This window comes from Leptolyngbya sp. FACHB-1624 (assembly GCF_047649235.1).
In the GTDB taxonomy this organism is placed as follows: domain Bacteria; phylum Cyanobacteriota; class Cyanobacteriia; order Leptolyngbyales; family Leptolyngbyaceae; genus Leptolyngbya; species Leptolyngbya boryana.
On the sequence record NZ_CP180258.1, the window covers coordinates 3206330 to 3218666 of the forward strand.

11 protein-coding genes are annotated in these 12337 nt (G+C 46.9%); 3 read left to right on the forward strand and 8 right to left on the reverse strand.

The annotated features are described in order from the left end of the window. Positions 1–6 precede the first annotated feature (6 nt). The 7 genes from ACMUEV_RS15025 to ACMUEV_RS15055 form a co-directional block, all read right to left on the reverse strand. Positions 7–1083 (reverse strand): MSMEG_0568 family radical SAM protein, encoded by a 1077-nt coding sequence (locus tag ACMUEV_RS15025; RefSeq protein ID WP_190649266.1) that lies wholly within the window; start codon positions 1081–1083, stop codon positions 7–9. Next, on the reverse strand, positions 1076–2056 hold the full coding sequence (locus ACMUEV_RS15030; protein WP_017288320.1) for a Nit6803 family nitrilase: 981 nt from the start codon (positions 2054–2056) through the stop codon (positions 1076–1078). The genes ACMUEV_RS15025 and ACMUEV_RS15030 overlap by 8 nt, the downstream gene beginning before the upstream one ends. Positions 2057–2108: 52 nt before the next feature. Continuing rightward, positions 2109–2591 carry an MSMEG_0572/Sll0783 family nitrogen starvation response protein gene (locus ACMUEV_RS15035; RefSeq protein WP_190649269.1) on the reverse strand — a complete coding sequence of 161 codons (483 nt, stop codon included), beginning with the start codon at positions 2589–2591 and terminating at the stop codon, positions 2109–2111. A 173-nt stretch (positions 2592–2764) separates the two neighbouring features. Then, on the reverse strand, positions 2765–4036 hold the full coding sequence (locus ACMUEV_RS15040) for an MSMEG_0569 family flavin-dependent oxidoreductase (protein ID WP_190649271.1): 1272 nt from the start codon (positions 4034–4036) through the stop codon (positions 2765–2767). A gap of 154 nt (positions 4037–4190) precedes the next feature. Next, complete coding sequence (locus ACMUEV_RS15045) at positions 4191–4529, reverse strand: cupin domain-containing protein (protein ID WP_190649273.1); 339 nt, start codon at positions 4527–4529, stop codon at positions 4191–4193. 110 nt (positions 4530–4639) lie between these two features. Further along, entirely contained in the window at positions 4640–6136 is a 1497-nt protein-coding gene (locus ACMUEV_RS15050; protein WP_190649275.1) for a TM0106 family RecB-like putative nuclease, read from the reverse strand. Between the two features lie 248 nt (positions 6137–6384). Beyond that, complete coding sequence (locus ACMUEV_RS15055) at positions 6385–6573, reverse strand: CsbD family protein (protein ID WP_026148649.1); 189 nt, start codon at positions 6571–6573, stop codon at positions 6385–6387. 200 nt (positions 6574–6773) lie between these two features. On the opposite strand from ACMUEV_RS15055, the gene uvrB reads away from it, so the two are divergent. Both uvrB and ACMUEV_RS15065 read left to right on the forward strand, forming a co-directional pair. Continuing rightward, positions 6774–8777, forward strand: coding sequence for an excinuclease ABC subunit UvrB (uvrB, locus tag ACMUEV_RS15060; protein WP_190649277.1), 2004 nt, complete (start codon positions 6774–6776; stop codon positions 8775–8777). Positions 8778–8906: 129 nt separating this feature from the next. After that, a complete protein-coding gene (locus tag ACMUEV_RS15065; RefSeq protein ID WP_190649279.1) occupies positions 8907–9749 on the forward strand; it encodes a DUF4351 domain-containing protein in 843 nt (280 codons plus the stop codon). 80 nt (positions 9750–9829) lie between these two features. Here the strand turns inward: ACMUEV_RS15065 and ACMUEV_RS15070 are convergent, their stop codons facing one another. Then, entirely contained in the window at positions 9830–10783 is a 954-nt protein-coding gene (locus ACMUEV_RS15070; protein WP_190649281.1) for an aldo/keto reductase, read from the reverse strand. A gap of 131 nt (positions 10784–10914) precedes the next feature. Here ACMUEV_RS15070 and ACMUEV_RS15075 point away from each other — a divergent pair, with 131 nt between their 5' ends. Next, entirely contained in the window at positions 10915–12309 is a 1395-nt protein-coding gene (locus ACMUEV_RS15075; RefSeq protein WP_190649283.1) for a BCD family MFS transporter, read from the forward strand. Positions 12310–12337 lie beyond the last annotated feature (28 nt).

Here is a 12337-nt window from a genome sequence, read left to right on the forward strand (position 1 = left end):
ATTCCCCTAAGACTCAAAATTGGATAAAGCAGAGCAAGCTCCACATTTTGCACAGCCTGCTTTCATCTCAGTTGCAGAGAAGTCTGATTGCTGGATCATTGCTCCAACTTGCTGATACAAAGCCAGCATAAAGTCACGATCTGGAGCAGCATGTCCTTCTAAAGGCGTGCCTGTAATCGGAACAAACGGCACAACAAACGGATAAACACCAAGACGAATTAAGCGATCGCACATTTCAATCAAAGTCTCTAAGCTATCACCGAGTCCTGCAAGCAAGTAAGTGCTAACTTGACCCCGGCCAAACACTTTAACAGATGCCTCAAAAGCTTTGTAATAGTAATCTAGTGGCACAGAAGCTTTGCCCGGCATGATTTTTGCTCGCACTTCTGGATCAGCCGCTTCTAAGTGCATTCCTAAGCTATCCACTCCAGCCGTTTTCATCCGATCGAACCAAGCAAAATCATCCGGTGGCTCACATTGAGCTTGAATGGGAAGATTTACTTTTGCTTTGATGGCGGCTGCACATTCTGTCAGGTAAGCTGAACCGCGATCGCTCGTATTTGGTGTTCCGGTCGTCATCACCATGTGTTTCACGTGATCGAGCCGAACTGCCGCTTCTGCAACTTCTGCAAGTTGCGCTGGCGTTTTACGAGCAATAGTTTTCCCTGCCGCTAAAGATTGCCCGATCGCGCAAAACTGACAAGCTTTAGCCGCATCGCTGTATCGCATACAGGTCTGCAAAACTGTGGTTGCAAGGACATCGTGACTATGAAGTAACGCAATCTTCCAGTAAGGAATCCCGTCTTCTGTGGTGAGGTTGTAGAACTTGGGTTGCTTAGGAAAACTAATCGGGGCGATCGCTTCTCCATTTAGTTCTAAAACTTGAGCCGTTTGATTAGTGCTATAGGGAGAACTTGCAGCAGGTGTATTGTAAATCGGAACCATAATGGTTGTTCCTTCGATCGTCACTGCTTTGTGATCTGAAGGTCCTGCTCCACCTTGTCGCCCTGATGCACCGATTTGAGAGTCAATCAGCTTCAATCCATGTGATTGTAAGTCCGTAATGAGTTGTTGCTTATTCATTGAGGTTAGGGATTAAAAACTGTTCTGCTGGCTGCACTTCGAGCGACTCCTTTAGCACCGTTTGAGTATCAAAATTTGCCTGCAACTGAAGGAGATCAGGACGAGCATAATGCCCCACAGAATCCATCATACGCTTGCGCTTCGTAATCAGCGAGAAATCGAGATCCGCGATCGCAATTCCTTCTCCTTCTAAAATCGGTGGACAAAGATGATTACCTTCGGGACTAATAATTGCGGTATTACAACCACCTGTTAGAACCTTCTGAAGCTTCTCATCGCTCGTAATTTGTGCAACTTGCTCAGGCGAGAGCCAACCTGTCGCATTCACAACAAAGCAGCCTGCTTCTAAGGCATGATGGCGAATGGTAACTTCGATTTGATCCGTAAAAATTTGCCCAACCATTGAGCCTGGAAACTGTGAACAATGAATTTGCTCATGCTGTGCCATCAAGGCATAGCGAGCAAGTGGATTGTAATGCTCCCAACAGGCAAGCACTCCAAGCTTCCCGATCGCAGTGTCGATCGCTTTTAGTCCCGCACCGTCTCCCTGTCCCCAAACCATGCGCTCATGGTAAGTTGGCGTAATTTTGCGGCGCTTCAAAACCAAGGTTCCATTCGCATCAAAAACAAGCTGAGTGTTATAGAGCGATCCGTTGTCTCGCTCGTTCACTCCCACAACGACAACGACACCATACGATCGAGCAGCACGAGCGATCGCATCTGTGACTGGACTAGGAACAATCACAGCTTCTTCGTACAGCCGCATGTGTTCTTTGCCCATTAGCACTGGAGGCTGAATGAACGAGAAGTAAGGATAGTACGGAATCAAGGTTTCTGGAAAGACAACGAGCTGCGCGCCTGATTTGGCAGCGGACGCGATCGCGTCTAAAACCTTCTCGGTTGTCCCATCACGGCTAAACAGGACTGGACTAATTTGTACGGCTGCCGCTCGAACAATGTGAGCATCTGTCATTGTGGGAGAGGTAAGTGAAAATTAGACTTGCAATCGGAGATTTTCGGAGCTTTTAAAGTGTCCAGGTATCGAGGATAAATGCACCATCTTTGCGATGCATCAGAACGAGATCCAAGACATCCAATGGATTAATTGGTCGAATGCCTGGAATTAAAGAAGGTTCACCATGACCATAGAGCGCTTGCAATGCAAAGCGACAGGCATAAACTTTGCCGCCTTCTGCCATGAATTTGCTCAGTTGATCATTGAAGTTCTGGTGTCCCGGAAAAGCAGAATCTCCGAGTTTCGGGAAGCCGCGTTGTACCCCCAAAGTTACACCAGGTCCATAGAGCAAAATCGAAGTTTCAAAGCCTTTTCTGAGTAATCGGGTAGCTTGAAGCAAGTTGACAAACCCGATCGAGCCTTCAAAAGCAACGGTGTGAAACGTGACTAAAGCTTTCTCGCCAGGTTCCGCTTTGACATCTGGAAAAACTTTTTCTTCGTAGTCTACAAAGAAATCGCCAGTTTGATATGCGGGAGCTGTAACCTCTGGCATAGCGATCTCCTTAAATTTGATAGATGAGCTTGCTGCAAGATTAGTGGGGATTGGTTACTAACTTTTGTAGTGCTGGCTACTAGAACTAGAACACTGATCATAAAACTAGGGAGCTTGATCGAAGGGTTACACAGCTAGCAAAACCCAAAAACTGACCTATCTAAATCAACAGGTCATGATCCGAGTAAAAACTCATTCACAACACTCCAAGCACTATCTTGTGAGACTTTCTTTCTTGCAGCAATATAATCTGCAAGATACTGAGCATCTCTGGCAATTCCTGAGAATCGTCCAGAACCCCAGGTATAGAGCCAAGGTAAGCCGAGGAAGTACAAGCCCCAAATCTGCGTTACGCCGCGCTCATGTCCTGGATAGCCTTTGCCATCAAACACTGGAACTTCCACCCAGCGAAAATCAGATTGATATCCGGTACACCACACGATCGCTTCAATGTCAGCAGCATTCAGCGTTAACTCTTCTGAGTCTGGCTCCCATACAGGTTGGTAAGGTGGCTCGATTGGAGCACCAATCTGGTTCTTTTCAATGAATTGATCAACGGTTCGCTTAATACTTTCGGCAACTGCATCGGCATGATCTAGGTTCTGTTTGAGATTGTTCTCAAACTCGATCGTGCTGCCATTGACATCTTTCAATCTGCCATAGAGCTTCATTCCTTCTCGGGCAAAGTGCCGCAAGTCAATTTCTCGTCCGCCATCGCGACCTGTGACATAGTGATTTGCTTTACTTCTGACCGATTCTTTTTGAGGATGATCGTTGATCGAGAGATCGTAGTACCCCATTTGATCTAACCAATCTACGATATCTTTACCGCGATACAGCCGAGGCGATCGCGGAGCACTTCCGACAGCAAGATGGACTTTTTTACCTGCAAGATGCAAATCTTCAGCAATTTGACAGCCGGATTGTCCAGTTCCTACGACTAGAATTCGATCAGGCAAAAAGTCTGGACTTTTGTATTCAGATGCATGGATCTGGACGATCGCTGACGGAAATCGTTCAGAAAGACGTGGAATTTTCGGCTGATGGTAGCTTCCCGCGGCGATGACAACTTGATCGGCTGTGTAATTGCCAGCCGAAGTAGTTAGCTCAAATCGATCGTCATCATTTTTAGCAACCTTCAAGACTTCAACGCCTTCTCGAATCGGTGGATCGAATGAGGCAGCATAGCTCTTGATGTAATCGACGATCGCATCTTTTTGCATAAATCCGCGCGGATCATCACCTGCATAAGGAAAGCCCGGAAGCTGACATTGCCAGTTTGGAGTCACCAAGCAAAAAGTATCCCAGCGTTTTGCCTGCCATGCATGAGCGATCGTATGTTTCTCAAAAATCAGATGTTCAATATTCTTCTGCTTCAGGCAATAGCTCATCGATAAGCCTGATTGCCCTCCGCCAACAATAATGACTGGATAATGGCTTTGCATTGAAAACTCCACGATCGCATTTTTAGGCAGCGTAAAGCGCGATCGTGGAGGAACGTTGTAGTTTTCACTACCGGAAGGTTGAGTCTAGCTGTAAAGGGAGGGAGCGCGATCGCAGGTCACGTCTCCCTCTCACTATCGACAGTAGATTCAGATTTTACGCATCGCGCCCATGAACTTGGGCAGGCGGACTGGTCGCTTCGATCGCAGTAAACGGTTCCAAAATCTTGTAGCTATGCATCGCTCCTTTCGGCACAACCCAAGAATTTCCTGGCTCTAAAAGCACCATTTGCCCTTCAAGCTGTAACTCTGCTTTCCCCTGGATCACATAGCCAACTGTTTCGTAGTCTCGCTGAGTCGCAGGCTTTGCATCGGCAGGCGGCTCATTTTCCCATAAGCGCATCGAAAGACTTTTTCCAGAGGCAAGATATTTTTGTCCCATTTCACCGCTGGGGGAGAACTGAGCATCGACTTTTTTCACGCTGGTATCTGACATGAGGAATCCCTCAATAGTGTTCGCGATCGATGCTATTCATCCTCAAGCGATCGCACCTCTTGCTTCAGGGTGATCGCCATGACACGATTTCGGTCGGGCTCAATTCATAGCTAAACCGCGTAGCCTAAATCATCTGCCAAAGTTGCTGCTTCTAAAAATCCGACCAGCCATTCTTTAACGTGATAGGTTGCCCGACAATCATCTTCGTTGTAGATCACGATCGAGTCTAAATAACTGCGATCGCTCGTTGCTAACCATTGAGCATACCAATAGATCGACTGTGCCCCATTTGCCGTCGAATCGCGCCAATCAAAGCCAACCCATCGCGCAATATGTTTCAGCGCATAGCTCTCAACCGGAAGCGTCACGGTTTGAGTAACGTAGTCATGCAAATCGATGAATCGCGTCAGCAACGGTTTAACCAACTCATCAGGTGTCTCAAAGACCTTACCCAATCGCTCCATCGTCTGCACTTCATAGGGGCAAAAATGAAAAATGGGCGCATTCGGATACGCCCACATTAAATCCAACAATTTTTGCCACACTATCGCTTCTTCTTCTGGTTTCTCTGCAAGCAGGGGATGGAACGTTTCCGTCTGCTGGAGACGATCGACGACCAACACGCCATGCAAGTACACCAGATTCAAACTTGGCTCAGCTTCGATATCAAAATAAAGCTCGATCGCAGCCGTGGGAATCGTCGGCATCACAAACGGTCGTTTTCCTACCGTATGTGCGGCTAAACTTTCACCTAAGAGCGCCACATTCTGCAAAGTTGCTCGCGCTTGTCTGACCAACTTGCGCGCTGTCTCGCTGCCAAATCCAGGTAACGGTTCTAACTGATTTGCAGGAATTTCAGCTAGGGCTTCTAAGGTCGTAATATTTAACGCTTGTAATTGGGCATAACGCGATTGAGTCACACCGGGAAGCAGCGATAAATGATTGTCGGATTTGGCGATCGCATAACAATGACTGAACCAATGGCATAAACTACATCGACTGCGAGAAATAAACACTTCCGGTTCTTCTTCGCCTGTCACCGCTTCAATACAACTGGTCAGAATCGTTTCCATTCGCGGAATGATTTCCCACAAATCCACCGCAAACGCGCCCCGTTCTTTCAAAATCAACCAAGCTTCCTCGACCCAAGCTCCTTGCACCGCAGCCAGCACCTTCACAAAGTACGCCACGATAATTTGATATTCCTGCTTCGGACGCTTGCTGAGTTTGATCTCAGTCGGAACATAAATCCAATCGCCAAAAATGGATTGTCCCGGTCGTTTGACTAATAAATCTGGATTCGCAACCAGCGTTACATTTCCTTCTTCTGCTAGCAGAATCGGCTGATAAATTCTTTCCACACCCGCCCGCATCAACTTCAAGGTTTCTTCCGCACCTTTTTGCCAATCTCCACTTTTATAAGTCGGTTGGCGATGTTCTTGATCTTCGGTTGCGAGGACTTGTCGGCGATTTTCTGCACTGTCTTGAATCAGTTTCAGCAGATAATCATTGGGCGGATCTTTTTGCTCAGCATCTCCATATCGATCGAGGAATGCTCGACGACTACAGCGTTGATAATTGAGCAGGAGATCAGCAGTAATAAACATGCCTATAAATTAACAAAAATTAGGCGGTCTGCGGGATCGTGTCTTCATCGTCAGATTACGCTCGATCGTCTTTCTCAATCACAATTTCTTAACAATTAGACATAGATCTAACTTATTCTAACAATCTGACTTTAAGCGGAAACTAAATGTAAATTAAGCTACGTTTTTTCAAAATGTCGGTTTTTCGTAAAAAAGAGATGCCCAGCTCAGGCATCTCTTGATCAAGTTGAAGTGAAAATTAAGAGCGACTATGCACGGTCAACAACATCTTTCGCTGCGTCTTTCACATCTTCTTTAGCGTTGCGCGCGCCAGCTTCGGCTTGTTTCGCTTTGCCTTCCATCTTGTCGGCTGGGTCGTTGGTGATGTTGCCTACAGCTTCTTGAACTTTACCTTCAACGTTCTTCGCAGCTGCCTTCGCTCTTTCTTCTAAACTCATGATCATTCTCCTTAGAAATTTGTTGATAAATCAGTCGATAGCGCTATCGATATGTATCGAATTTAACGATTTTTCTTAATTTTTGAGTCTGGCTAGAGTTGGATTGTTGCGTGATCAATTTCTCCCTCGATCGATAGAGAGGTGCCGCCACTGCCGGAAAAGAAACCGCTAAAATTGAATAGAACCCCAGTGAATTCACAATGCCAGAATTTAACATTCACACTCCCTTTGAGCCGACTGGCGACCAGCCCAAAGCGATCGCACAACTGGTCAAAAGTATTCAGGCAGGCAATCGTTATCAAACTCTGCTCGGCGCGACTGGAACCGGAAAAACGCACACGATTGCGAGAACGATCGAGAAAATTGGCAAACCGACCTTACTCTTAGCTCACAACAAGACGCTGGCAGCCCAACTGTGTAATGAATTGCGCGAATTCTTTCCAAATAATGCAGTTGAGTATTTCATCAGCTATTACGATTACTATCAGCCTGAAGCTTATATTCCGGTCAGCGATACTTACATTGAGAAAACCGCTTCGATTAACGAAGAAATTGATATGTTGCGGCACTCGGCAACGCGATCGCTGTTTGAACGTCGCGATGTAATTGTAGTGGCTTCAATTAGCTGTATTTACGGGTTAGGGATTGCTTCGGAATACTTGAATGCGTCGATTCCATTGCGAGTTGGAGAAGAGATCAATCAACGGCAAGTCTTACGGGATCTCGCGTCTGTGCAATATTCTCGCAATGATCTCGATCTGGGTCGGGGCAAATTCCGAGTCAAAGGGGATGTTCTAGAAATTGGACCAGCTTACGAAGATCGCATTATTCGAGTCGAATTTTTCGGCGATGAAATCGATGCGATTCGCTATATCGATCCGGTAACAGGTGCGACTTTGCAAAGTATGGACGCAGTGAGTATTTATCCGGCTCGTCACTTTGTCACACCCGAAGATCGATTACAGCAAGCTTGCGATGACATTGAGCTAGAGCTAAAACAGCGTTTAGTTGAGCTTGAGACTGAAGGAAAATTACTAGAAGCTCAACGCTTAGAACAACGCACGCGCTACGATTTGGAAGTTTTGCGAGAGGTGGGATTTTGCAATGGAGTTGAAAACTATTCGAGACATTTAGCAGGACGCAATCCTGGCGATCCGCCGGAATGTTTGCTGAACTACTTTCCGGATGATTGGTTACTTGCGATCGATGAATCTCACGTGACCATTCCGCAAATTCGAGGCATGTACAACGGCGACCAAGCGCGGAAGAAAGTGCTAATCGATCACGGATTCCGACTGCCGAGTGCGGCAGATAATCGCCCATTGAAAGCAGAGGAGTTTTGGGCAAAGGTGAATCAGTGTGTGTTCATTTCTGCGACTCCGGGCGATTGGGAACTCGAAATTTCAGAAGATCGTGTGGTTGAACAAGTGATTCGACCGACGGGTGTGCTTGATCCTGAGGTCTTTGTTCGCCCGACTCAAGGGCAGGTCGATGATCTACTGCATGAGATCAAAATTCGAGTTGAAAAACGAGAACGCACGCTAATCACGACGCTGACGAAGCGAATGGCAGAAGATTTGACCGAGTATTTCCAAGAGCGCGGCATTCGAGTTAGATATTTGCATTCGGAGATTACGTCGATCGAACGGATCGAAATTCTGCAAGACCTGCGAGAAGGCACATTCGATGTGCTGATCGGGGTCAACTTATTGCGGGAAGGATTGGATTTACCAGAAGTTTCACTCGTCGCGATTTTGGATGCGGATAAAGAAGGATTCTTGCGGGCAAAGCGATCGCTGATTCAAACGATGGGACGTGCTGCTCGACATGTAGAAGGAAAAGCCATTCTGTATGCGGATAATTTAACCGATAGCATGGCAGGTGCGATTAGCGAAACGGAGCGACGACGAGCTATCCAGATGGAATATAACGAAAAACATGGCATTGTTCCGAAGCCGATCATCAAGAAATCGAACAATTCGATTTTGGCATTTCTGGAAGTATCGCGCCGTTTGAATGCTCAAGAGTTGGATCAAGTCTACGAGCAAGCAGATGAGATTCCTTTAGAAGATATTCCGACGCTGATTACTCAGCTTGAGGTGCAGATGAAGGAAGCAGCGAAAAAGATGGAGTTTGAGGAAGCAGCAAAATATCGCGACAAGATCAAACACTTGCGAGACAAGCTGTTGGGCAATCGAGCGTAATCGAGTAGAAGTCGGATTTTTCTCAAAGAATCCGACTTTTTGAGATTGAATTCACCCACTCATTCGGCAAAATCTACGACTTCAATCAAAAGATGGTAGGCTATTTGAACTACTTCTCAACGATAGTCTGTGGTCAAAAAAGCTGATATTGGTAGTAAACGTCTCATTAGTCTGGCACCGACTGCCTGGGTGCAATGGGTAACTCAGCAACCCGATGTGATTGCTCAAGGAATCCTCGGATCTGACTTTCAGTGGGTCAGTCGAGAAAACGATGTTTTGGTAAAAGCTTACAGTCCCACGCAGGGAGAGTTTCTAATTCTCAATGAGTTGCAGTTGCGCTACAACGACAAGTTGCCCGTGCGAATGCGAGCGTATGCAGCTCTAGCTGAAGAGAAGTACAGCCTCCCGACCTATCCAGTCTTAATCAACATCTTGCCCCCCGCATCTACAGTCACGATTCTCAATCGCTACGAATCAAATTTCATGGGGCTAGCGGTGCGGCAAGATTACCACGTGATTAACCTATGGGAAGTCGAAGCGACGATCGTATTTGAGCAATCGTTGAACGCACTTTTGCCGTTTGTCCCCGTGCTGAAGAATGGTGGAGAGACGACTGTGGTACAACGTGCCTTAAATCAATTGCGCAGGGACGAGCAATTAGTAGAATTGGAATCACTGCTGGCATTTTTTGCTAGTTTTGTGATGAGTAGTGAAGTTGTGCGGCAAATCATGAGGTGGGATATGGCAGTACTGCGAGAGTCACCCTGGTATCAGGAGATTTTACGAGAAGGAGAACAGCGGGAGCGATCGCTGATCTTAAAACAACTCACTCGTCGAGTTGGTGCTCCTTCACCAGAACTCACTGCTCAAGTTGAAGCATTGTCGATCGAGCAATTGGAAGCGTTAGGCGAAGCCTTGTTAGACTTCACCCAGATCGAGGATTTGACAGCTTGGTTAGACCATAACGCCTAAGAAGATATTTTGAAGGTATAAAAAGATCCTTTTAGAGATGGCTAGAATTCTCATAATTTCTAGCCATTTCCGGATTGCTCTTACTTACGATAGCTTCTTGTTAGCACATCCAATTTCGTCAACTCTTCCGGTTCCATCGTCCAGCCCATTGCTCCTGCATTTTGTTCTGCCTGACTTGCCGTTTTTGCTCCCGGAATCGGAATTACATTGCCCTGAGCAATCAACCAATTCAACGCCACCTGAGCCGGAGTGCGATCGTACTTTTTCCCAATCTCCGTTAACTGCTCAATCACAGGCATCAGTTTCTCTAACCCCTGCCGACTAAATTTTGGATCAAGCTTTCTCGCGCCTGTCACTGTATCTGAATTCTCCGGCTTATATTTGCCAGTCAGTAACCCTTGGGCGAGTGGACTATACGCCAAAATTGTTACGCCTAACTCTTTCGCCGTGTCAAAAATCCCATTTGCCTCAATCTCGCGATTCAGCAGCGAATATCGTACTTGATTCACAGCAAGCGGCACTCCCTTCGCTGCAAGATACCCCTGTGCCTCTCGCATCTGATCTGCTGAATAATTGCTCACGCCGATCGCTTGAATCCGTCCGCGATCGACTTCTACTGCTAACGCTTCCATCAGCGTTTTTTTACTCATAAAAAAGTCAAACGGCATATGCACTTGATACAGCGCGATCGAATCTACGCCCAAACGCTGCAAACTTGCTGTCACCGCATCATGCACCGCATCCGCATTGAAGCGCCACGGCAGGGGCATATACTTGGTGGCAATTTGAATCGGCTGCGGATTCTGCCGCATAAACTGACCGATAAACTGCTCAGATTTTCCCAATCCGTAAATTTCAGCCGTATCAAAAAACGTTGCACCCGCAGCGATCGCACGATCAAATGCCTGTTTTAGATCTGCTTCTCCATACTCTTTGCCAAAGCTCCAGAACAACGAATCGCCCCACGCCCAAGTTCCAATACAGAGGGGTGGAACCTTCAAATCCGTTTTGCCGAGCGTCATCAATGTTTCCATGCAGATCTCACTTTGCGTTTGTAACGTTATTTTAAGTTTAATAATTGATTTCAATTCTGACATTCGCCTTTAGAACGACCTAGCGACTACCGTAAGCTAATGAATATCAATTCGCAGTGTTAGATTTTGTTATGGAAGCGGTAAAAACACCTTCTAAAATCAAGCTTTTCACGATGTTTCAACTTGGGTTGTACCAGATGGGACTCGGCATGATGTCAGTGCTAACCTTGGGGGTTTTGAACCGCGTCATGATTAAAGAACTGGCAATTCCAGCAACCCTTGCAGCCAGCGCGATCGCAGTTCATCAATTCATGGCTCCGGCGCGATTATGGTTTGGGCAATTGTCTGATGCAAAGCCAATTGCAGGCTATCACCGCACAGGCTACGTTTGGATTGCTTCGGTATTGTTTGCGATCGCGGCATTTCTCGCGGTTCAAGTCATGTGGCAATTGGGCGCGAGCTTGCAATCTGTAGGATGGGCAGCGCCGACTCAGATGTGGCTTGTCGTGTTGGGATTAGTGTTTGCACTGTATGGATTGACGTTGAGTGCAGGCTCCACGCCTTTTGCCGCCTTGCTGGTCGATGTGTCCGAGGAAGACAATCGATCGAGACTCGTCGGGGTCGTTTGGTCAATGTTGATGGTTGGAATTGTCTTGGGTGCAATTCTGAGTTCTCGATTGTTGCCGACTGAAGGCAGTATTCCACTCGAACAGTTGCGTCCAGCCGTCGATCGCTTATTTGTGATCATTCCAGGCATTGTTTGCGGGCTTTGTATCTTAGCAACGTTGGGAGTTGAGAAAAAGTATTCGCACTTTGCAACGCGATCGCAAGACAACGATCGCGAAGATCAAATTACATTGGGTCGCGCAGTCCGCGTGTTAACCGCTTCTCCACAAACGGGATTATTTTTCTCTTTCTTGCTCTTGATGACGATTAGCTTATTCATGCAAGACGCAGTGATGGAATCGTATGGTGGGCAAGTGTTCAAGATGTCGGTGTCCGAGACGACTCGATTAAATGCGTTTTGGGGTACGGGAACCTTGGTTGGCATTAGTAGTGCTGGCTTTGCGATCGTGCCACGGTTAGGGAAAACCAGAACTGCAAAGCTCGGCTGTGTGCTCGTTGCGGCTTGTATGACGTTGCTCATCTTTGCGGGCTTTATGGCAAATCCAAAGCTTTTGCAAAGCGGATTGTTCTTATTTGGGCTAGCTTCCGGCGTGACCACAACTGGGGCATTGAGTTTGATGCTTGATCTCACAGCAGTTGAAACGGCGGGAACATTCATTGGTGCTTGGGGTTTGGCGCAGGCGTTGGCGAGAGCGTTAGCAACGGTTATGGGTGGGGGTGCTTTGGATTTAGGAAAAGCCATTTTCCCGAATTTGACCTTGGCTTATGCGCTTGTGTTTGGGCTGCAAGCGATCGGCATGTTGATCGCCGTGACCTTACTCAATCGTGTCGATGTGAAAGCGTTTCATTTGAAGACGAAAGCAGCAATCTCGACAATTCTGCAAGGAGAGTTAGATTAGAAGATGTGTTTTTATTAAGTTTTGTTGC

Bases quoted from the DNA above. Each gene is read 5' to 3' on its own strand.
- ACMUEV_RS15040 (WP_190649271.1), bottom strand. From the start codon at position 4,036: ATGCAAAGCCATTATCCAGTCATTATTGTTGGCGGAGGGCAATCAGGC.
- ACMUEV_RS15070 (WP_190649281.1), bottom strand. From the start codon at position 10,783: ATGGAAACATTGATGACGCTCGGCAAAACGGATTTGAAGGTTCCACCC.
- uvrB (WP_190649277.1), top strand. From the start codon at position 6,774: ATGCCAGAATTTAACATTCACACTCCCTTTGAGCCGACTGGCGACCAG.
- ACMUEV_RS15055 (WP_026148649.1), bottom strand. From the start codon at position 6,573: ATGAGTTTAGAAGAAAGAGCGAAGGCAGCTGCGAAGAACGTTGAAGGT.
- ACMUEV_RS15025 (WP_190649266.1), bottom strand. From the start codon at position 1,083: ATGAATAAGCAACAACTCATTACGGACTTACAATCACATGGATTGAAG.
- ACMUEV_RS15045 (WP_190649273.1), bottom strand. From the start codon at position 4,529: ATGTCAGATACCAGCGTGAAAAAAGTCGATGCTCAGTTCTCCCCCAGC.
- ACMUEV_RS15030 (WP_017288320.1), bottom strand. From the start codon at position 2,056: ATGACAGATGCTCACATTGTTCGAGCGGCAGCCGTACAAATTAGTCCA.
- ACMUEV_RS15050 (WP_190649275.1), bottom strand. From the start codon at position 6,136: ATGTTTATTACTGCTGATCTCCTGCTCAATTATCAACGCTGTAGTCGT.
- ACMUEV_RS15035 (WP_190649269.1), bottom strand. From the start codon at position 2,591: ATGCCAGAGGTTACAGCTCCCGCATATCAAACTGGCGATTTCTTTGTA.
- ACMUEV_RS15075 (WP_190649283.1), top strand. From the start codon at position 10,915: ATGGAAGCGGTAAAAACACCTTCTAAAATCAAGCTTTTCACGATGTTT.